The sequence below is a fragment of the Blastococcus sp. OS1-29 genome (assembly GCF_057628075.1).
The window spans coordinates 13,819-34,407 of sequence record NZ_JBXXJK010000001.1 but is presented as its reverse complement, the minus strand read 5'-3'; the positions used below and the strand labels follow the sequence as shown (position 1 = coordinate 34,407).

Here is a 20,589-nt window from a genome sequence, read left to right as displayed (position 1 = left end):
CGATGTTAGCGTTAACATCGGCCGGGTCAAGGCTCAGTTCCGCACCGGCCGGGCGGGGCCCGTGCTCGCTCGCACCACCAGCGGCGCCGGCACCGGGTCGGCGTGCGGCGACTCCCCCGCCAGGCGGGCCAGCACCAACTGGACGCCCCGACGGCCCAGCTCGGCGAAGTCCTGGCGGATCGTGGTCAGCGGCGGCGTGAAGTAGGGCGCCTCCGGGAGGTCGTCGAACCCCACGACGCTGAGGTCGTCGGGGATCTCGAGCCCTTCCTCGTGCAGGGCAGCCAGCAGTCCCAGCGCCATCTGGTCGTTGGCGAGGAACACCGCGGTGATGTCCTCCCCCGCCCGGATGCGTCCGGCCAGGGTGCGGCCGGCGGCATGCCCGGACGACGGCGTCCAGTCCCCGCGCACGATCTCCGGAACCGGCGCACCGGCGGCCACCAGCTCCGACCGCCAGCCCTCCATGCGGCCGCGAGCCTCCTGCGAGTCGGCCGGTCCGGCGACGTGGTGCACCGTGCGGTGGCCGAGATCGAGCAGGTGGCGGGTGGCCAGCCGGGCGCCGCTCTCCTGGTCCACGCCGACGGCCGGGTGGTCCTCGGCCCCGCCCACCTGCACCGCGACCAGCGGCACCGGCGGGTCGATGGAGTGCATGGCCTCGGCGGCATCGTCGTAGGTGGCCAGCGCGACGATCGCGTCGACCGACTGGGCGACGAACCGGTCCACGGCCTCCCGCATCGCGTCGGCGGTGGCGTCGTCCAGGATCGAGACGCTCACCGAGTAGCCGGCCGCGCGGGCGGCCTGCTCGAGCCCGATCATCGTCTGCGCGGGCCCGTACTGGTTGATCTTGACCGTCACCAGGCCGATCGTGCGGGTCGACCCGGTGACGAGCGCCCGGGCCGCCAGGTTCGGCCGGTAGCCGAGATCGGCGATCACCTGCTGCACCCGCGCCCGCGTCCGCGGCGCCACGCTCGGATGCCCGTTGATCACCCGGGACACCGTCTGGTGGGAGACCCCCGCCCGCGCCGCGACGTCGGCCATGACCAGTGGTCGTGGCGCCGCCTCCGGTTCCATGGCGCGGGCCGGCCGCAGCGTCAGCGGGACGCGCCGGCGCGGCGCTTGTTGTAGACGTCGAAGGCGACGGCCAGCAGCAGGACGAGGCCCTTGACCACCGACTGGATGGACTGGTCGACGCCCAGGAGCTGCATGCCGTTGCTCATCACCGCGACCAGCAGACCACCGACCACCGCACCGACGACCGTGCCGACGCCACCGGTGACGGCCGCGCCCCCGATGAAGCAGGCCGCGATGGCGTCGAGCTCGAACATGTTGCCGGCGCCGGGCTGGGCTCCGTTGGAGCGCGACGAGAAGATGACCCCCGCGACCGCGGCCAGGAAGCCCATGTTGACGAAGATCCAGAAGTTGACGGCCCGCACCTTGACGCCGGACAGCGTCGCCGCGGCCAGGTTGCCGCCGATCGCGTAGACCTGGCGACCGAACACGGTCCGCTTGGTGAGGACCCCGTAGGCCAGGATCAGCACGGCCAGGATGATCAGGACGATGGGCAGGCCGCGGGCGTGCGCCAGCTGCCAGGCGAACCACATGACGACGGCGGCGACGACGACGACCCGCAGGACGAACAGCGGGAAGGACTCGACCGGCTGCTGGTAGCGGACCCGGGCGACGCGCGTGCGGTACTGGCTGACCGCGTACCCGGCGACCGCGAGGGCGAAGATCAGCAGCGTGAACGCGTCGTAGCCGTTCCCGCCGATGAGGCCGTTGAGGAAGCCGGTCGCGACCTTGCCGTACTGGGGCGGGAACGGCGACAGCGAGACGCTGTGCAGCACCTCCTGCGCGAGCCCGCGGAACAGCAGCATGCCGGCGAGCGTGACGATGAACGCCGGAATGCCGACGTAGGCCACCCAGAAGCCCTGCCAGGCGCCGATCAGCAGGCCCACGGCGAGCGCCGCGAGGATGCCGGCCCACCACGGCGCGCCGTTCTTGATCACCAGGGTCGCGGAGACGGCGCCGGTCAGCGCGACCACCGAGCCGACCGACAGGTCGATGTGCCCGGCGATGATCACGATGACCATGCCGATCGCGAGGATCAGGATGTAGGAGTACTGCAAGACGATGTTGGTGACGTTCGTCGGGTTCAGCGAGAGCCCGTCGGTGAGGATCGCGACGAGCGCGACGATCACGACGAACGCGACGTAGATGCCGCTCTGCCGCAGGTTGCGGCTCACCAAGGACCGCAGGTCGCTCGTCCCGGTGTGGAGAGCGACGGTCGTCGCGGCCTCGTCGGCCGGCGGACCCTGGTCCAGCTTCGGGGGCGCGGTGGTCATGCGGCCAGCTCCTTCTCCTTGGTCATGAGCGCCATCAGGTTCTCCTGGGTGGCCTTCTCGACCGGCAGCTCACCGGTGATCCGACCCGCGGACAGCGTGTAGATGCGGTCGCAGGTGCCCAGCAGCTCGGGCAGCTCCGACGAGATGATGACGACGGCCTTCCCCGCAGCCACCAGGCGGTTCACGATCGTGTAGATCTCGTACTTCGCTCCGACGTCGATCCCCCGGGTCGGCTCGTCGAGGATGAGCACGTCCGGGTCGGTGAAAAGCCACTTCGACAGGACGACCTTCTGCTGGTTGCCCCCCGACAGCTTCCCGACGACGGACATGACGCTCGGCGCCTTGATGTTCATGCTCCTGCGACTGTCCTCGGCGACCTTGATCTCCTCGTTGCCGTTGACGAAGCCGCTGCGGGAGAGCTTGCCCAGCGCGGCGGAGGAGATGTTGCGCCGGATGTCCTCGATGAGGTTGAGGCCGTACTTCTTGCGGTCCTCCGTGGCGTAGGCGATGCCCCGGTCGATGGCCTCGGCGACGCTGCGGGCCTTGACCTCGTTGCCGTGCACGAAGATCCGGCCGGTGATGTTCCGGCCGTACGAGCGGCCGAAGATGCTCATCGCCAGCTCGGTGCGCCCGGCGCCCATCAGGCCGGCGATGCCGACCACCTCGCCGGCGCGGACGTTGAAGCTCGCGCCGTCGACCACCTTGCGGTCCTGGGTGGGGTGCCACACGGTCCAGTCCTCCACCCGGAGGACCTCCGCACCGGGGTGGGACTCCCGGGGAGGGTAGAAGCTCTCGAGGTCGCGGCCGACCATCCCGCGGATGATCCGCTCCTGCGTCACCTCGCCGGCGTGCAGGCTGAGCGTCTCGACCGTCCGGCCGTCGCGGATGACGGTCACGCTGTCGGAGATCGCGGTGATCTCGTTGAGCTTGTGCGAGATCATGATCGAGGTGATCCCGCGGTCCCTGAGCTGGCGCAGCAGGTTGAGCAGGTGTGCGGAGTCGTTGTCGTTCAGCGCAGCCGTCGGCTCGTCCAGGATGAGCAGCTTGACGTCCTTGGACAGCGCCTTGGCGATCTCGACCAGCTGCTGCTTGCCGACGCCGAGCTGACCCACCGGCGTCACGGGGTTCTCGTCGAGACCCACGTCGGCGAGCAGCTTGGCCGCGTCGGCGTTGGCCTTGTTCCAGTCGATGAGCCTGCTGCGGCCGCGGCGCTCGTTGCCCAGGAACAGGTTCTCGGCGATGGAGAGATACGGCACGAGCGCGAGTTCCTGGTGGATGATCACGATGCCGACGTGCTCGCTGTCGCGGATGCCGGAGAACTGGACCGGCCGGCCGTCGAACACGATCTCGCCGTCGTAGCTACCGGTGGGATAGACGCCGGAGAGCACCTTCATCAGCGTCGACTTGCCCGCCCCGTTCTCCCCGCAGATCGCGTGGATCTCGCCGCGGCGGACGGCGAGGGACACATCCGCCAGCGCCTTCACGCCGGGGAAGGTCTTGGTGATGGAGCGCATCTCCAGGAGGTTCTCGGCCATGGACTACGTCGTCCTCGTCTGCTCGCTGATGCCGCGATGGGTGCTGAGAGTGTGCGGCCTCGACGACCGTTCGGTCAGGTCGGAGGCGGGTGGTGCGGCCGGGCCCGGCGACGTTCGTCGCCACCGGGCCCGGCCGGGTCGAGCGAGGGTCAGCTGGCCTGGCCCTTGGCGACCTCGTCGGCGGTGTAGTACCCGGAGTCGACGAGCTCCTTCTGGATGTTGTCCTTGTAGACCGTCACGACGGGCAGCAGGTACGAGGGGACGACCTTCTGACCGTTGTCGTAGGTCTTGGTGTCGTTCGCCTTCGGGGTGTCGCCCTTGAGGAACGCGACCGACGCCTTGACGGCCTGCTCGGCCAGCAGACGGGTGTCCTTGAAGATCGTGGAGCTCTGGACACCGTCGGCGATGAACTTCACCGAGGCGATCTCGGCGTCCTGGCCGGTCACGATCGGCATCGGGGTCGGCTGCGACGTGGTGGTCGGGCCGTAGCCGGCGTTCTGCAGGGCCGTGATGATGCCGCGCGAGAGACCGTCGTAGGGCGACAGGACGCCCTGGACCTTGTCACCACCGTTGTAGGTGGAGGTCAGCAGGTCCTCCATGCGCTTCTGGGCCGTCTCCTGGTCCCAGCGCAGGATGGCGACCTGCTCGATCTTGGTCTGGCCCGACTTGACGACCAGCGTGCCGTCGTCGATGTACTTCTTCAGGGTGTCCATGGCCCCGTTGAAGAAGAAGTGGGCGTTGTTGTCGTCGAGCGAGCCGGCGAAGACCTCGATGTTGAACGGGCCCTTGGTGCCGGTCGCCTTGCCGTCCTTGTCGGTGACGCCGAGGCCGGCGAGCAAGGCCGTCGCCTGCGCGACGCCGACCTTGTAGTTGTCGAAGCTGACGTAGAAGTCGACGTTCTTCGAGTCGCGGATCAGCCGGTCGTAGGAGATGACCTTGGTGCCCGCGTCGGCTGCGGACTGGAGCTGGCTGGAGAGCGCGGTGCCGTCGATGGCGGCGATGACCAGGAGCTTGTCGCCCTTGGTGATCATCTGGTCCAGCTGCTGCTGCTGGGTCGGGATGTCGTTGTTCGCGTACTGGAGGTCGACCTTGTAGCCCTTGTCCTCGAGCTGCTTCTTGACGTTGTTGCCGTCAGCGATCCAGCGCTCGGACTCCTTGGTCGGCATGGATACGCCGATCGTCGTGTCACTGGGCTTCGCCTCCGATGCGCCGGACGACGAGTTGCCTCCGGCGCCGCCGCCGCCACAGGCCGCCAGCGACAGCGCCAGAACGGCGCTCGCGGCGGTCAAGCCGAGCTTCCTGCTCACGTTGATCTCCTCTTCGAGATGTCTGCCGCCACTCGACCCGGTCGACCCGGCGCAGGCTCGCGCAACTGCGAGCGGAGTCAATGTGAGCGTTAACAACCGTCGCCGTCAACCCCTGGTCGCCCGCTCGTTGTCACGATCGCGTAACCGCGGCGACATCCGCGCGAGCGCGCGGGCTGGTCAGCGCAGGGTGATCTGCCGGGACAGCAGCCCGGCACGGGCTCGCCGCTCGTCGGAGGTCAGCGGGTCGGTCACGGTGAGTGCCTGCGCCAGTCGGTCCTGGAAGGAGCGGGCGGGCTCGATCCAGTCCTCCGCCGGGGTGTCGGCCGGCAGGTCCCACACCGGGACGACGAGGCCGAGGGCCCGGAAGGCGCCGGCGTACCGGGTGCCCTCGCCGAGGAGGATCTGCTCGGACGCCGAGAGGCGGGCCAGCGCGTCGAGCAGCTTCTCCTCGGGCTCCGGCCGCACCCAGCGCAGGTGGGCGCGCTCGTTGCCCGGCCGCACCCAGTAGGCGGCCTCGAGACCCTCCAACCGCACCGTGGGGAGGATCGCCTCGTTCGCGTGCTCGAGCCCCGCGAGCGCGGCCGCACCCGGGTCGGTGCCCTCCAGCCAGAAGCCGAAGTCGTCGTGGACGACGACCTCGAACGGCGCGCTGAGGTCGAGCAGGTCCTGCAGCCGCGGCCCCGCCGAGCCTGCGGCGCCGATCGGGCCCGGGTCGACGGGCGTGCCCGCCGGTGACTCGAGGGCTGCCGCCAGCGCCGTCCCGATGTCGCGGCTGACGTCGTCCGACGAGGTCTGCATCTGCACGCCGAGCACGATCTCGCCGTTGGCGCGGACCAGTGCGGGGGTGCCGCCGGGCAGCACGCTGGCGAGGGTGACGTCGCGGCCGTCCGTCGTCCGCAGCGTGGCCGTGGCCGCGGGCACGAGCTCGCGCATGGCGACCCAGTCGGTCTCGCCCGGCAGGCCCTCGAAGGGCCGGGCGACCGGCGGCGCGTAGCCCGAGCCGTGGCAGTGCTTGTACCGGCGCCCCGAGCCGCAGGGGCACGGCGCCTTCGGGTTGATGCCCTCGGGTGCGGCGGCGGGGGCAGAGGAGCGCTTGCGGGAGGCCATGCCCTGAGCCTACGGACGGCGATCAGGCCGGCCCGGATGCTCCCGCGAACTGTCGAGTGCGACGAAGTGGGGGCCATCAGCTTCGGATGGCCACCACTACGTCGCACTCGGCGGCAGCCGCATCCGGGACCGCCCCTAGGCTGCTCCGGTGACCCCGCTGGACCTCGCCGACCCCGCCGTCGTAGCCGACCCGTACCCGTCGTTCTCGCGGGCCCGTGCGCAGGCGCCGGTGCAGTGGCACGAGGGCCTGGGGCTGTGGCTCGCGTTCACCCACGCCGAGGCCAACGCCGTCCTCCGCGACCGCCGGCTCGGCCGGATCTGGCGGGACAAGGAGCCGGCCGAGCGGTTCGAGAGCTTCAACCTGATCCACCGCAACGCGATCCTGGAGATGGAGCCGCCGGACCACACCCGGCTGCGCCGGCTGATCAGCGCCGCCTTCGCCCGCGGTCACGTGGAGCGGCTGCGCCCGTGGGTGCAGGAGCTGGCGACCACGCTGGTCGACGGGCTGGTGGAGCGCTCCGGCGGCAGCCAGCCGGTCGACTTCCTCCAGGGGATGGCCGATCAGCTGCCGGTCGCCGTCATCGCCGAACTGCTCGGGGTGCCCGAGGCCGACCGGCCGCTGCTCCGGCCGTGGTCCAACGCGATCGTGAAGATGTACGAGTACGGGCGGACGACGGACGTCGAATCCGCTGCCGAGCGCGCTGCCGAGGAGTTCGTCGCCTACCTGCGCGAGCTGGCCGTCGAGCGCCGCCAGCACCCGGGCGACGACCTGCTCAGCCACCTGGTCGGCGTGCGTGACGCCGACGGCGACAAGCTCACCGAGGACGAGCTTGTCACGACCTGCGTCCTGCTGCTCAACGCCGGCCACGAGGCGACGGTGAACGTCAGCGGCAACGGTCTGCTGGCCCTGCTCCGGAACCCGGACCAGCTGCAACGGCTGCGCGACGACCCGTCCCTGCTGCCGACGGCGATCGAGGAGCTCATGCGCTTCGACTCGCCCCTCCAGCTGTTCGAGCGCACCGCGACCGAGGACGTGGAGATCGGCGGCGTCACGGTGCCCCGTGGGCAGAAGATCGCCGCGCTGCTCGGGTCGGCCAACCGCGACCCGGCGGTCTTCGCCGACGCCGACACCCTCGACGTCGGCCGCAGCGACAACCCGCACATCACCTTCGGTGCGGGCATCCACTTCTGCATCGGGGCGCCCCTGGCCCGGGTGGAACTGCAGGCGTCGTTCAGCGCCCTGCTCGAGCGGACGGCGTCGGTCGAGCTCGGCGGGGAGCCGCGGCGTCGTCCGGAGTTCGTGATCCGGGGCCTCGCCGAACTGCCCGTCGTCCTGCGCTGAGGGTTACTGGACCACCTGGTCAGCAAGCCGCTGCGCGCTGCCGAGGACTCGGACACGGCGGGCCGGGAAGAGGCGTGCATGAGCGAGCGGGACGACCGGATCGGCGCCGCCGTCGGCACCGAACTCCAGACGAACGGCTGACCCTCGCCGCCGCATCCCGGCGATGTCGAGAATGTCGTCCTGGCTCCGCTCCACGGCAGGAGTGGCCGCGACAGGCCCGCGAACGAAGGAGGAGCCCGTGACGATCAGGCGCATGGACCACGTGAGTGTCGTGGTCGACGACCTCGACGCGGCCAAGGAGTTCTTCGTCGCCCTGGGCATGGAGCTGGAGGGCGAGGCGCCGGTCGAGGGGGCGTGGGTCGACCGGGTCAACGCCCTGGACGGCGTGCGGATCGACATCGCGATGATGCGGACGCCCGACGGTCACGGCCGCCTCGAACTGACCCGGTTCCACTCCCCGGCAGTGGTCGAGCCGGAGCCACGGAACGCGCTCGGCAACACGCTGGGCCTGCGGAGCGTGATGTTCGCGGTCGACGACGTCGACGCCACCCTCACCGACCTCCGCGCCCACGGAGGGGAGCTCATCGGGCAGGTCGAGAACTACCAGGACGTCTACCGGCTCTGCTACGTGCGCGGCCCCGCCGGGATCATCGTGGCGCTCGCCGAGGAACTGGGCTGACCGTTACGGGACCGGGCGGTCAACAATCCGTCTCCGTCTGCCGAGGACTCGGCCGACGATCGGCTGGGCGGAGGCGGCATGAGCCACGAGGACGACGGACGGCTCGACGAGCCCCTCGACGGACGACGGCGGCGGCTCGGCCTCGGCCTCGGGATGGGCGCCGCGGCGCTGGCGGTCGCGATCGCCGCCACGCTCGCGCTCACCACCGGAACGGATGCCCCGGACCGCTCGGCCGCCCCGGCTCCCACCGCGGCGTCCATGTCGTCGGCAGCAGCGTCCTCGACGCCGTCCGCGATCGGCCTGAAGCAGCCGGCACCCCCGACGACGCCGACGCTGGGCGCCGACCCGGCCGCGCGAACCGACCTCGACGCGATCGCCGCCACGGTGTCGGCCCCGCTCGGACTCACGTCACCGGCGAGCTGGGACCAGTGGCTGCCCGAGGGCAAGCCGTTCCCGGGCACGAGCACGGAAGAGGAGATGTCCACCTGCCCGCGGCTGTCCGACCGTCTCGGGCGGGTCCTCGGCACGAAGGTGAGCTACTGGAGCGGCACGCTGCCGGGCGGCCCGTACGGCTGCACCTGGGCTCCGGTGCCCCTGGTCTACGACTCCCCGGACTACGACTACGTGATCAGCGTGGGATTCGTCGCCGACGGGACGACCCCGTCGGGACTTGCCGGGAAGTCGGCGACCACGGCCGGTCCGTGTCCGTGGCGGGAGGTGCCGGAGGCGGCACACGACGCCGTCATGGTGCGGTGCTACGCCGGCGCCTCCACCGAGTACACGCTCGCGCTGCCGGACACCCGACTGCCCGGCGGCGTCTGGACGCTGGTCGTGAACGTGAAGGACCGGGCGGCGGTTCCGGCCTCGCAGATCTTCCCGGTGCTGATCCAGGGCGCGGTCGCCGCCTTCAGCTGAGCGTGACCAGGCAGCTGTGGAAGGTGAGCCCGGTCACTGGCAAACTCCGGTCATGCGCGGGCTGATGCAGGACTACCCCCTCACCGTCGATGCGATCTTCCGGCACGTCGAGCAGCACTACGGCGACGGCACGATCGTCACCAACACCCCGACCGGCCCCACCCGGATGACCTATGCCGAGTGGGCGGTGCGGACCCGGAAGCTGGCCGGCGTCCTCGACACCCTGGGCATCAGCGGCGACGGCCGGGTCGGCACGTTCGCGTGGAACACCGCCCGCCACCTGGAGCTGTACTTCGCGGCGCCGTCGACCGGGCGGGTGCTGCACACGCTGAACATCCGGCTGTTCCCCGAGCAGCTGACCTACATCGCCAACCACGCCGAGGACGAGGTCATCTTCGTCGACCGGACGGTCCTGCCCCTGCTGTGGCCGCTGATCGACACGATGAAGACCGTCAAGCACGTGGTGGTCATGGACGACGGTGGCGACAACGAGATCCCCGACGACCCGCGGGTGGCCGACTACGAGGCCCTGCTGGCCGCCGCGGAGCCGCAGGACTTCCACGTCAGCGACGAGTACTCCGCCGCCTCGATGTGCTACACGAGCGGCACCACCGGCAACCCGAAGGGCGTCGTCTACTCGCACCGCTCGACGTTCCTGCACACGATGGGCGTGATGGCGCCGAACGCGTTCGGGCTGGGCATCCAGGACGTCGCGATGCCGGTGGTCCCGATGTTCCACGCCAACGCCTGGGGCATCGCGCAGGCCGCCCCGGCGGCGGGCGCCTCGCTGGTCATGCCCGGCTCGATGATGGACGGGAAGTCGCTGGCCGACATCATCGTGGACGAGGGCGTCACGTTCACCGCCGGCGTCCCGACCATCTGGCAGGCCGTGCTGCCCCACCTCAAGGGACGGGAGCACAAGCTGCGCGACATCGGCTGCGGCGGCTCGGCCGTCCCCAAGGCACTGTCGGAGGCCTACCGCGAACAGGTGGGGCTGCCGATCCTGCAGGCCTGGGGCATGACCGAGACCCACCCGGTCGCGTCGTCCGGCGTCCTGCCCAAGCGCTACCAGGACGCCGACGACGAGACGAAGGCCACCCAGCGGGCCCGCGCCGGTCTGCCGTTCCTCGGCGTCGAGGCCCGCATCGTCGACGCCGACACCCTCGAGCCGCAGCCGTGGGACGACACGGCCACCGGTGAGCTCCAGGTGCGCGGCCCGTGGTGCGCGCAGGACTACTACAACCCCGACGCGGGCGTGCAGCTCACGACCGAGGACGGCTGGATGAAGACCGGCGACGTCGCGGCGATGGACGAGTTCGGCTCCATCCGGATCGCCGACCGCACCAAGGACCTGATCAAGTCCGGCGGCGAGTGGATCAGCTCGGTCGACCTGGAGAACGCGATCATGAGCCACCCGAAGGTGAAGGAGGCCGCGGTCGTCGGCATCCCGCACCCGAAGTGGGACGAGCGCCCGCTGGCCTGCGTCGTCCTCAAGGAGGGCGAGAGCGCGACCGAGCAGGAGATCCTCGACCACCTCAAGCCGCTGGTCGCCAAGTGGTGGCTGCCCGACGCCGTCGAGTTCATCGACGAGGTGCCCAAGACGAGCGTCGGCAAGTTCTCGAAGAAGGACCTGCGCTCGAAGTTCGCCGAGTACGAGCTCCCGAGCTGACAACCGACATCGAGGTTTCGCACCTGCGCCGGGTCGCGGTCACGCGGTCAGGACGAGGCCTCGGACGACGAGCGCCACGCCGACGAGCAGCACGAGGGTCGCCGTCAGCACGGGGGCGCAGTCCACGAGGCGGGCGAGCCAGGGGCGACCGCGCCTGCCCGACGCCCGACGTTCCAGCCGACCCTGAAGCCTGACCAGCAGGAATCCCGCAGCGGTGAGGGTTGCCGCCATGCCCAACCCGTAGGCGAAGACCAGGCCGACCCCGTAGGCCGTGCGCCCCAGCCCGACCGACGCGAGCAGCACGATCAGTGCCGACGGGCTCGGCACGAGGCCGCCCGCCACGCCCATGCCGATCAGTCCGCCCCGGCCGGCACCGGGACCATGGCTGCGGCCGACCCCCGACCAGCGGTCATGGGTGTGGTCGGGCGAATGCACGTGGCGGTCGTGGTCATGGTGCATGTGCTCGTGAGGGACACCCGACGCAGCGTGCACGGCGTCGCCCCCGCCGACGGCCACGCCGGCTCCAGTCAACACGGGCTGGGGCAGTCCGGGGGCCGGCCTTCCGGTCGTCCGAGTTGCGGAGAGCGCGGCGCGCACCATGAAGGCGCCGATGCCCGCGACGAGGAGCCCGCTGACGACCCCCGACCACCGGAGCACCTGGTCCCCCGCGAGCGTGCTCGACAGCGAGAGGGCCAGCCCGAGCAGCAGGACACCCAGCGTGTGGGTGGCCGTCACCGTCACGCCGACGACGACCGCGTCCCTCCGCCGACCGCGACGAGCGGCGAGGTAGGCCGCCATCACGGTCTTCCCGTGCCCGGGGAGCAAGGCGTGTCCACAGCCGAGCAGAACCGCGAGCAGTACGGCGAACGCGCCCACCAGCGGCGTCAGTTCCCGATCTCCGATCACATCGGCCAGCCGTCGGTCCAGTCCGGCGACGACAGTGGTGAACGGGTCGCCCGAGCCGGGCCTGACCGACGCCCCGGATTCGATGTTGGGGCCGGGCTCGGTCGCCACAGTGAAGGACCGGACGTCGACGGGGGAGGCCAGGAGGTCCACCGGGTATCGGCGGAGTTCGTCCGACACGCTCGCAGTCGGCACCGGTGAGCCGACCAGCCGGACGCCGTCGCCGTCCGCCGTCATCTCCCGCCAGCCGACCCGGTCGGCGAGCAGCGAGTCGCTGGCCGTGACCTGCGCCGGCGCGTCGAGACGGGCGGCGGCCTCGAGCCGGCACGTCAGCCGGAGCGTCGGCAGACCGCCCGCGCCCGGCACCGTCTCCATCGCGGTGTCCTGCACGGTCCACGTCAGCGCCCGGCCGTCGACGGTGACCCGGACCGCGGCGGCCACGTCCGCGCAATCCTTCGCGGCTGCTGCTGCGAGCTGGTCAGCCGTCGGGGACCCGTCGAGGGCGACCGACTGCAGCCGTTGCGCGGTGGGGATCTCGGCCCGGTCGAGGACCGACGTCACCTCGACGCGATCGGGCAGCAACTGGACGTGGTCATAGTGGTTGATCGTGAAGTTGCCGAGAGGGTGGGCCTGCGCCGTGCCGGGCGCGCCCGCCCAGAGCGCCGCCGCACCGAGGGCGGCGGTGGCCACTCGCCGGCCGTTCACGGCGGGCCGCCGAGGGAGGTGAGCAGCGCGGAGGCGCGGGGTGCGAGGAGGGGCGAGAACCAGGGGTTGGTGTCCAGCGCGTCGGTCAACGTCTGCCGGGCCTGCTCCGTCATCCCCAGCGCGGCCTCGATGGCGCCGCGGTGGTAGAGGAACAACGCGTTGCGGCCACCGAGCGACGTCGCCTGCCGGGCCAGGGGGAGCGCCTCCGCATCCCGGCCGGCGCTGTGCAGCGCCCAGGCCAGGGCGTCCTGCGCGTCGACGTTCTGTCGCCGCCCGAACTCCGCCTGGGCGGCAGCCACGGCGGTCGCCGGGTCGGCGTGGTCGGCCGCGAACAGGGCGGTCGACAGGTCATCGTTCACGCCGTTGGCGACGAAGAGCTGCCGCACCGTCTGCACGAGCGCGTACTGCCGTTCGGCGGCGGCCGCCCGGCCGAGCGACTCCAGGTACTCCCCGTACTCCACGAAGTTCTCGACGAGTGGCCGCGCGTCGACGACGGCCTGGTAGCGCTCGACCGCCGCGTCGACGTCCCCCCGCGCGGCGAGGACCCGCGCCTGGCCGAGCCCCAGTGTCGGATCGTCGGGCGCGCTCTTCAGGCCGGCGGCGTACTGCGCTTCGGCCTCGTCCAGGTCGCCGACGGAGAACGCGAGCGCGCCGAGGTAGGTGCGGCAGTAGGCCTCGGCTCCGTCGGCGAGGGCCAGCGCCTGCAGGAGAGCGGAACGGGCGGTCGCGACGTCCCCGTGCAGTTCGGCGTCGTAGGAGGCGCGCGTGAAGGACGCGATGCCCGGCTTCAGCTCGAGCATCCGGTGCAACGCCTCGGTCGCCCCGGCGTAGTCGCCGAGTTGCGTCCGGGCATCGGTGAGCACGCCCCACGCCGTTGCGCTGTACGGGTTCACGGCCAGCGACCGGGTGGCGGCGTCGGCTCCTCCGGCGAAGTCGTGCCGGGCGTTGGCCAGCGCGCCCTGCCCGGCCAGCGCCGCGTCGTTGCCGTCCGGGTGCAGGGTCAGCGACTGCTGCAGCGCCCCGTCGGCCTTCTGGTAGTAGCTCGGGTCCGCGGTGACGCGTGCCTGTTCGACATAGGCGGACCCGAGCTGCGCCCAGATCGCGTAGTCACCCGGCACCTGCTTCAGCCGCTCCTGCGCCGTGCGGATCGCCTGGTCGAGCGGCGCGACCTTGGCGTGGGCGACGTCCTCCTGCGCGCTGACGGCGCGCCGGTCGAATCCCACCGTGTAGAAGCCGGCGGCGGAGGCGGCGAGCAGGAGAACTCCGACCGCCAGAGAGGAGACCGCGGTCCGGCGCCGAACGCCACCCCGCGCCGCCGGTCGTCCGGCGGAGAGATCCGCCGGGGGCGTCTGGCCCACGCGCCCTCCTTCTCCTGCCACCACTACCGGGGTGCGGCGGCACGCCGCCGCACCCCGCGCCGTCATGTCTCCGGAGCGGCGTTCACGCGACGCGTTCCCGACCGCGACCTGACCAGTGAGGCGGCGCCGGCCGCGAGGAGCAGGAGTGCAGCTCCCCCGGTGAGGGCCGGGACGAGAGCCCCCGGCACGCCACCGGAACTGCCCGAACCGCCCGGGACGATCGCGGCACCGTGCTCGGCGGCATCGTCACTCCCGCCACCCTGGTTCACGGCCTTGGTGTTCGGACCGGCCAGGTAGGGGAACTCGTCGCTGAACTCGTGGTCGTTCCTCGCCACGCCGTCGCCGTTCGCCAACGGCGCCGCCGTCCCGAGGTTGTTGGCGTCGTAGGCGCCGGCCAGGGCGAGCAGTTCGATGTCGACGACGTCGTCACCCAGCCGGCGACCGTTCGGGAAGCCCTGGATGTCTCCGCCGATGACGCCGAGCCGGCTGGCCTTGTGCAACGGCTGCATGTCCAGGCCGGTCGGACCGGTGAGGGACATGTTGAGCCGCAGCATCTCCGACGGCTGGAACGTCGCGGCACCGGCATTCAGCGCCTGGGAGTTCAGGTCGACGTTGATCGGGTTGTCCGTCGCCGGGTCCCCGTCCACGTCGACCTTCGCATTGGAGACGATGCCGGTGAGGAACACCTCGAAGATGTCGTACCGCGGCGGGGCGGGCACCGGGATGCCGTAGATGCTGTTGAGCAGGCGCGCCACCTCGGGGTCGAGGACCCTGTCGACCACGGCGCCACCTGCGGCAGTGGCGTCCTGGTCGGGGCTGATCGCGTTGAATGCGTCCTTGAGCCCCGTCGGGACGACGACCTCGTTGATCAGGGGCTGACCGAGTCGCGAGACCTGCGTGAACCCGGAGTCCGCGGAGGAGCCGTCGGCGTTGCGGAGCGTGGGCCGCGTCGTCGTGCTCCAGACGCCGATCACGGGGTTCGCCGCCGGGTCGTGGCCGACGGCCACCTCGGCCTTGGGCACCTCGAGCACGATGCTGTTGACGTTGTAGCCGGCCAGGGTGTCGTGTCCGGTCTCGGAGAGGTTCCCGCCGTAGAGCAGGTCGAAGACCCGCAGGTCCAGGAAGAAGGAGTCGTCGGCCTGGGTGGCCAGAGTCCTGCCCCCACCGACGGTGTCGGTGATCGCCGGGGTGCGCAGGTTGTCGACGTAGTCCTGGGCGCTGCCCATGCTCGCCTGACCGGTGTACGACGGCACGACAGGACCGGTCGCGATCGGGTCGCCATAGCTGGCGCCTCCGTCGGTGCTGACGTCCAGGGTGAATGACTGGTGGAACTTCAGATCCGGGTCGGTGAGCGAGTCGACCGGTCCGGTGTTGTACAGGAAGGTCTCCGAGTCGCGCTGGTCGTCGGTGGTGAACCGCCACCGGTAGATGATGTCGGCCAGGGCGTCGCCGTTGTTGTCGATGTTGATCAGGTATTCGGCGTCGTCGGCCCACGGGTAGAAGTTCGGCCCGCCGTTGGGTTCCTCGAACGGGATCCAGTTGGCGACGAGCACCACGTCGTCGCTGTTCTCCGGGCTGGAGAACGCGTAGACGTCGGTGTTGTCGACCGCGGGGTCGGCGGCGATGAGGGGCGCCTCCCGGTGACTGGAGGCTCCTGCGATCGTCGGCAGGAGACCGATGACGGCCGATCCCGCGAGCAATCCCCCCGCCGCGAGCAGAGCGGTCGCCGTCCTGTCGCGGCGACGGAGAAGGCGGTCGGAAGTGAGCATCTGCGTCCCTTTCCCCCGGCGCCCACGCGCGTGGGCGACCACCGGCGTGACATCGCGGTCATCCGGTGAGAAGGGGTCACCGAGCAGATCTGCCGCTCGCAGCGGTGGCGCGCTCGCCGAGACGTGTTCTCCCGCGACCCCGCGAAGGTAGCGGCGCTGTCGGGCAGCTCCCAGCGTCTTGCCAGCGGCCGTTCAGCTCGCCGGTCTGTCGCGTGCGATGCGTCACACCTCGGGGACGCGGCGGCGCCGGACCGCGCGGCCTGGCACGCCGCGCACCCGCCCGCTGGCGCGGCAGTCCCTCAGCGGACGAAGGGGGGCTCGCCGGTCTCGCTCACCATGGGCCGGCCGGCGGCCTCCCACTCACCCATCCCGCCGCCGACGTTCACCGCGTCGTAGCCGTTCTGGTTGAGCCAGGCGGTCACCCGCGCCGAACGGCCGCCGCCGCGGCACGTGACGTAGACCGGGTCGCCCTCGGGGAGGTCGCCGAGCCGGGCCGGCACGTCGCCCATCGGGATGTGGGTCGCGCCGTCGATGTGGCCGTGCGCCCATTCGTCGTCCTCACGGACGTCGAGGACGACGGCGTCCTCCGGGAGCTCGGACGCGGGAACGGTGGGAACCTGCTGCGGCATCACGTCCTCCATCGTCGCACTGCCAGGATGGAGCCGATGTCCGCCTACCCGACCCCCGTCCGCGAACCGGCCTGGTCGCTGTCGCGGTCCGCGATCGGCCTCTGGGTGACCGAGGGCGTCCTCTCGTCGCTCGGCATCGGCATCGCGGCGGCCCTGTTCGCCGTCTTCGTGCCGGACGACGCCGGTGGACCGCTCCCGCTGCTGCGGTGGCTGGTGCCGGTCGCCGCGGTGGTGTGGGCCGTGGCGACCATCGGCGTCCGGCCGTGGTTCCGCTTCCGCGTGCACCGCTGGGAGGTCACCCCCGACGCGGTCTACACGCTCACCGGCTGGCTCACCCGCACCTGGACGCTGGTGCCGATCTCCCGCATCCAGACCGTCGACGTCACCCGCGGCGTCGTCCAGCAGCTGTTCGGGCTGTCCACCGTCGCGGTGCTGACCGCCTCGTCGCAGGGCACCGTCCGCGTCTGGCACCTGGAGGCCGACGTCGCCCAGCGGGTCGCCGACGACCTGGCCCACCGCGCCGAGCAGGTCCGCGACATCGCCACATGACCGGTGCTCGGCACACCTCGCCGTTGATCGTGGCCGTCCACACGGTCACCTTCCGGCAGGCGCGGAACTTCGTCCCGGCCGTCATCCCGGTCGTCGCGGCGACCGGCCTGAACGGCGGGCGGACGACGGTCGTCGCGCTGGTCGTCGCCGTGACCCTGCTGTCGCTGGGCACCGCGGCCCTGACGTGGTGGAGGTTCACCTACGCCGACGGCCCGGGCTCGGTGATCGTCACGAAGGGGCTGCTGTCGCGCTCGGTCCGCACCGTGCCCAACGACCGGATCCGTGGCGTGGAGGTGGAGACGCCGCCGCTGCACCGCGTGTTCGGGCTGGTGCGGGTGCGCATCGACGCCGCGGCCGGGGCGACGGACAAGGACGAGGAGCTGGTCGTCGACGGTGTCTCCCGCGCCGAGGGCGACCGGCTGCGCACCGCCGTCCTCACCCACCGCCAGGCGCCCGTGGTGGCGCCGGACGCTCCCCCCGAGGAGGAGTTCGGCCGCTTCGACAACCGGTGGCTGCTCTACGCACCGCTGGTGGGCAGCTACCTCGCCCTCCCGCTGGCCGCGCTCGGCGCGCTCTTCCGCCTGGCCCAGGAACTGCCCGACGACCTGCGGCCGCACCTGGACGACGCGGCTCGGGTGACCATGCGGGCGATCGCGCTGACGGCGGTCGGCGCGCTGCTGCTCCTGGTGGTCGGGTCCGTCGTGGGCGCGGCCGTCGTCAACTGGGGCTTCCGCCTGGTGCGCCGCGGCGGGTCGCTCGTCGCGGTGCGCGGGCTGATCACCCGCCGGCACACGGAGCTGGAGATCGACCGGATCCGCGGCGCCACGATCGTCGAGGGCGCCGGCATGCGGCTGGTCGGGGCGGCCCGGGTGAACGCCCTGGTCACCGGGCTGGGGGACGCCGCCCGCCGCGGCCAGCTGCTGCCGCTCGGCCCGCGCTCCGCGGCGTGGCTGCTGGCGCACCGGATCGTCGAGGAGCCCGGCCCCCTGGTCGCCCACCCCTCCGCCGCCCGCCGCCGGCGGGTGGTGCGCGCGGTCCTCCCCGGACTGCTGGTCACCGCCATCGGCCTGGTCGCGACGGTTGTCGCCGGCGCCTGGTGGCTGCTCGTCGTCGGGCTCGTGCTGGTCGTCGCCGGCGTCCCGGTCGGGCTGGGCCGGTACTCCTCGCTCGGTCACGCGGCGGGCCCGCGCTCGTTCAGCGTCCGCAGTGGCTGGTTCTCGCGCGAGCACGCGATCCTGCAGCGTCGGGCCGTCGTCGGCTGGCGGGTGCGGCAGTCGTTCTTCCAGCGCCGCGCGGGGCTGGCCACCGTCGTGGCCTGCGTCGGCGCCGGGCGCGGTGGCTACGCGGCGGTCGACATGGCCGCGGACGGCGTCGCCGGGTTCGCGCTGGCCGCGTCGGAGCCGTGGGCCGCGACGTTCAGCCGGCCAGCTCCGTGAGCAGCCCGGCCGCGGCCTGCGGGTGCTCGGTGCCCAGCAGCCCGGCCGCGGCCAGCACGTACCGCCGGTCGACGACGACCGGAGTTCCGGTCAGCACGCTCCCCGCCCCGCCGCGGTCGGCCGCCAGGCGGGCGACCACGCCGTCGGTCGCGGCGGGGTCGGCGTGGCGGAACACGCCCCCGGAGAGGACGACGAGGCCGACTCCGCGGGCCCCCGCGCCCCCCGGGCCGTAGGCGGCCTCCGCCCGCAGGTGCCGCCGCAGCGCGACGGTCGCCGCCGCCTCGCCGAGCGACAGCGGATCGTCCCCCACCGCGAGCCCCTCGGCCGCGGCGGCCGCCCGCAGGTCGTCGACGCTCTTGGACACACCGAGGTCGCCCTCCACCGTCCGCCGCCGCGCGGGCACGCCCACGGCCTCCCGGCCCAGCGTCGCCTGCTCGGCATCCGGATCTGGCACGCAGTAGACGTCGGTCGTGGCGCCGCCGACGTCGAGGACGACGACGCCCGGCACGTCCGCCGCGGCGCGCAGGCCGGCCAGCACCGAGACCCCCTCCAGGACGGCGTCCGGCGTCACCGCCCGCACCCACTGCTTCAGCCGCGGATCCGACGACAGCCGCTCGCCGCCGATCACGTGCTCGAGGAACACCTCGCGGATCGCCGTCCGGGCCGACTCCGGGGCGAGCAACCCGATGTCGGGGAGCACGTTGGCGGCCTCGCGCACCGGCAGCCCGCCGTCCCTCAGGACGCCGGCCACCTCGTCGCGGACGGCGGAGTTGCCGGCCAGCACGACCGGCACCGGCCGGCCCGCCTGGGCCAGGGCGGCCGCGTTGTGCCGCAGCACGGAGGCCTCGCCGCCGTCCGTGCCGCCGACCAGCAGGACCACGTCCGGGGCGACGGCCCGCAGGGTGGCGAGCGCGGCGTCGTCCAGCCGTCCGGCGGCGACGTGCACGACCCGGGCGCCGGCGGACAGCGCCGCGCGGTGGCCCGCCTCGGCGCTGATCAGTTCCTCGTAGCCGACGACGGCCAGCCGCAGTCCCCCGCCGGCGGAGGAGCACGCCACGATCTCGCCGTCGAAGCCCGCCGTGGCGCTCAGCACGCCGTCCACGACGTCCGGGGTGGTCGGCGCCTGCGCGGTGGCGATCAGCGCGCCGGTGGCGAGGTCGACGGAGGCGGCCTTCGTGTACGTGGAGCCGATGTCGACGCAGACGACGGTCACGAGCGGCCGAGGCCGGCCTCGGCCGCGCCGGCGGTGAGCTCGTCGAGTCCGAACGCCTGCACGGGGCCCAGCGTGCCGGTGCCGCGCACCCCGGTGTCGGCCGCCGTCGTCGCGCCCCAGGCGAGCATCTGCGCGGTGAACCCGTAGGCCTCCGGGCCGCTGAGCTCCACCCGGCTGACCAGCTCGCCGGACCCGCTGCGCACCTCGGCCACGGTGTAGGTCCGCGCCCGGTCGAGGGTGGCCTGCGACGGCGCCTCGCCGACCCGGCCGCCGATGAAGCCGGCCAGCCGCCGCGCGGCGCGCTCCGCGCCGGGCAGCCGGCCGGTCAGCCCGGACAGCGGGGCCAGGCGGTGCGCCCACGGGGTGAGCGGCCCGAACCAGTCGAGGTGGACGCCGACCTCCCGGAGCGTCGGCGCCAGGCCGGGCATCGTGAGGTGCTCCGAGCCGCCGACGGACAGGCCGCGGCGAGGTCGGCCGTTGGCCTCGAACCGCCACATGCGCCGTCCGGCCGTCTCGGTTCCCAGACGGCCGCCGGTGAAGGCGAACCCCGGCTCGAAGAGGACGCCCATCAGCGAGACGAGCGTGCCGCGGGAGAATGCCTGCCCGGAGGCGCCGTCCATGGCATAGCCGACGTCGAGGCGGTGGGCGAGCTTCCCGGCCTCGGCGAGCGCGAGTGCCGCGGCGAGGTTGCCCGGCACGTAGTCCAGCCCGAACGCCGGCACGAGGGCCGCGCCGGTGGCGGCCGCGCGGACGGCGTCCCGCTCGAACAGCCGCCGGACGAACGGCGGCTCACCGGTCGAGTCGAGGTAGATGGCGCCCTCGGCGACGGCGGCGTCGACCGCGGCCTGGCCGAGCTGCAGGAAGGGTCCGACGGTCGTGACCAGCACGTCGCCGTGCCCGAGCAGACCGCGCACGGAGCGGGGATCGGTCACGTCGGCGCGCACCGTCTCGACGCCACCCAGGCGGGCGGCCAGGCGCTCGAGGCGTGCGGGGTCGCGGCCGGCGAGCACGGGGCGGGCGCCCCGGGCGACGAGCGCCTCGGCGGTGCGCGCGCCGGTGTAGCCGGTCGCGCCGAACAGGACGATGCGGGCGGTCACCCCGCCGACCCTATCGACGGCCGCCGGCCATGATCAC

Annotated in this window: 17 protein-coding genes; 6 read left to right on the top strand and 11 right to left on the bottom strand. The window is 72.4% G+C overall.

Annotated features, from left to right (window positions below):
• Positions 1-33: 33 nt before the first annotated feature.
• The 5 genes from AC2H4J_RS00175 to AC2H4J_RS00155 all read right to left on the bottom strand — a co-directional run bounded on the left by AC2H4J_RS00175 (position 34) and on the right by AC2H4J_RS00155 (position 6,288).
• The gene (locus AC2H4J_RS00175; RefSeq protein WP_487462798.1) at positions 34-1,035 is read right to left on the bottom strand and encodes a LacI family DNA-binding transcriptional regulator; all 1,002 of its coding nucleotides are present in this window, start codon (positions 1,033-1,035) and stop codon (positions 34-36) included.
• Between the two features lie 53 nt (positions 1,036-1,088).
• Complete coding sequence (mmsB, locus tag AC2H4J_RS00170) at positions 1,089-2,339, bottom strand: multiple monosaccharide ABC transporter permease (protein ID WP_487462797.1); 1,251 nt, start codon at positions 2,337-2,339, stop codon at positions 1,089-1,091.
• Positions 2,336-3,859, bottom strand: a complete 1,524-nt coding sequence (gene mmsA, locus AC2H4J_RS00165) for a multiple monosaccharide ABC transporter ATP-binding protein (protein ID WP_487463685.1) — start codon at positions 3,857-3,859, stop codon at positions 2,336-2,338. The genes mmsB and mmsA overlap by 4 nt, the downstream gene beginning before the upstream one ends.
• Positions 3,860-4,023: 164 nt before the next feature.
• Complete coding sequence (chvE, locus tag AC2H4J_RS00160; RefSeq protein WP_487462796.1) at positions 4,024-5,181, bottom strand: multiple monosaccharide ABC transporter substrate-binding protein; 1,158 nt, start codon at positions 5,179-5,181, stop codon at positions 4,024-4,026.
• A gap of 177 nt (positions 5,182-5,358) precedes the next feature.
• A complete protein-coding gene (locus AC2H4J_RS00155; RefSeq protein WP_487462795.1) occupies positions 5,359-6,288 on the bottom strand; it encodes a DUF5926 family protein in 930 nt (309 codons plus the stop codon).
• Positions 6,289-6,436: 148 nt separating this feature from the next.
• Between AC2H4J_RS00155 and AC2H4J_RS00150 the strand changes: the two genes are divergently transcribed.
• The 4 genes from AC2H4J_RS00150 (at position 6,437) to AC2H4J_RS00135 (ending at position 10,893) form a co-directional block, all read left to right on the top strand.
• Positions 6,437-7,630 (top strand): cytochrome P450, encoded by a 1,194-nt coding sequence (locus AC2H4J_RS00150; protein ID WP_487462794.1) that lies wholly within the window; start codon positions 6,437-6,439, stop codon positions 7,628-7,630.
• Between the two features lie 238 nt (positions 7,631-7,868).
• Positions 7,869-8,309 carry a VOC family protein gene (locus tag AC2H4J_RS00145; RefSeq protein ID WP_487462793.1) on the top strand — a complete coding sequence of 147 codons (441 nt, stop codon included), beginning with the start codon at positions 7,869-7,871 and terminating at the stop codon, positions 8,307-8,309.
• A 78-nt stretch (positions 8,310-8,387) separates the two neighbouring features.
• A complete protein-coding gene (locus AC2H4J_RS00140; RefSeq protein ID WP_487462792.1) occupies positions 8,388-9,224 on the top strand; it encodes a hypothetical protein in 837 nt (278 codons plus the stop codon).
• Positions 9,225-9,276: 52 nt separating this feature from the next.
• Positions 9,277-10,893 (top strand): long-chain fatty acid--CoA ligase, encoded by a 1,617-nt coding sequence (locus AC2H4J_RS00135; RefSeq protein ID WP_487462791.1) that lies wholly within the window; start codon positions 9,277-9,279, stop codon positions 10,891-10,893.
• 39 nt (positions 10,894-10,932) lie between these two features.
• On the opposite strand, the gene AC2H4J_RS00130 is transcribed toward AC2H4J_RS00135, so the two are convergent.
• The 4 genes from AC2H4J_RS00130 to AC2H4J_RS00115 all read right to left on the bottom strand — a co-directional run bounded on the left by AC2H4J_RS00130 (position 10,933) and on the right by AC2H4J_RS00115 (position 16,257).
• Positions 10,933-12,501 (bottom strand): hypothetical protein, encoded by a 1,569-nt coding sequence (locus AC2H4J_RS00130; protein WP_487462790.1) that lies wholly within the window; start codon positions 12,499-12,501, stop codon positions 10,933-10,935.
• On the bottom strand, positions 12,498-13,859 hold the full coding sequence (locus AC2H4J_RS00125; RefSeq protein ID WP_487462789.1) for a tetratricopeptide repeat protein: 1,362 nt from the start codon (positions 13,857-13,859) through the stop codon (positions 12,498-12,500). Before AC2H4J_RS00125 ends, AC2H4J_RS00130 begins: the two co-directional genes overlap by 4 nt.
• Positions 13,860-13,921: 62 nt before the next feature.
• Complete coding sequence (locus AC2H4J_RS00120) at positions 13,922-15,628, bottom strand: DUF4331 domain-containing protein (RefSeq protein ID WP_487462788.1); 1,707 nt, start codon at positions 15,626-15,628, stop codon at positions 13,922-13,924.
• A 299-nt stretch (positions 15,629-15,927) separates the two neighbouring features.
• Positions 15,928-16,257, bottom strand: coding sequence for a rhodanese-like domain-containing protein (locus AC2H4J_RS00115; protein WP_487462787.1), 330 nt, complete (start codon positions 16,255-16,257; stop codon positions 15,928-15,930).
• Positions 16,258-16,293: 36 nt separating this feature from the next.
• Here AC2H4J_RS00115 and AC2H4J_RS00110 point away from each other — a divergent pair, with 36 nt between their 5' ends.
• Both AC2H4J_RS00110 and AC2H4J_RS00105 read left to right on the top strand, forming a co-directional pair.
• Positions 16,294-16,806 (top strand): PH domain-containing protein, encoded by a 513-nt coding sequence (locus tag AC2H4J_RS00110; RefSeq protein ID WP_487462786.1) that lies wholly within the window; start codon positions 16,294-16,296, stop codon positions 16,804-16,806.
• A complete protein-coding gene (locus AC2H4J_RS00105) occupies positions 16,803-18,242 on the top strand; it encodes a PH domain-containing protein (protein WP_487462785.1) in 1,440 nt (479 codons plus the stop codon). Before AC2H4J_RS00110 ends, AC2H4J_RS00105 begins: the two co-directional genes overlap by 4 nt.
• Here the strand turns inward: AC2H4J_RS00105 and AC2H4J_RS00100 are convergent.
• Together AC2H4J_RS00100 and AC2H4J_RS00095 are read right to left on the bottom strand one after the other, a co-directional pair.
• Entirely contained in the window at positions 18,223-19,455 is a 1,233-nt protein-coding gene (locus AC2H4J_RS00100) for a glutamate mutase L (RefSeq protein WP_487462784.1), read from the bottom strand. The genes AC2H4J_RS00105 and AC2H4J_RS00100 overlap by 20 nt on opposite strands.
• Positions 19,452-20,552 carry a saccharopine dehydrogenase family protein gene (locus tag AC2H4J_RS00095; RefSeq protein ID WP_487462783.1) on the bottom strand — a complete coding sequence of 367 codons (1,101 nt, stop codon included), beginning with the start codon at positions 20,550-20,552 and terminating at the stop codon, positions 19,452-19,454. Before AC2H4J_RS00095 ends, AC2H4J_RS00100 begins: the two co-directional genes overlap by 4 nt.
• Between the last annotated feature and the right edge of the window lie 37 nt (positions 20,553-20,589).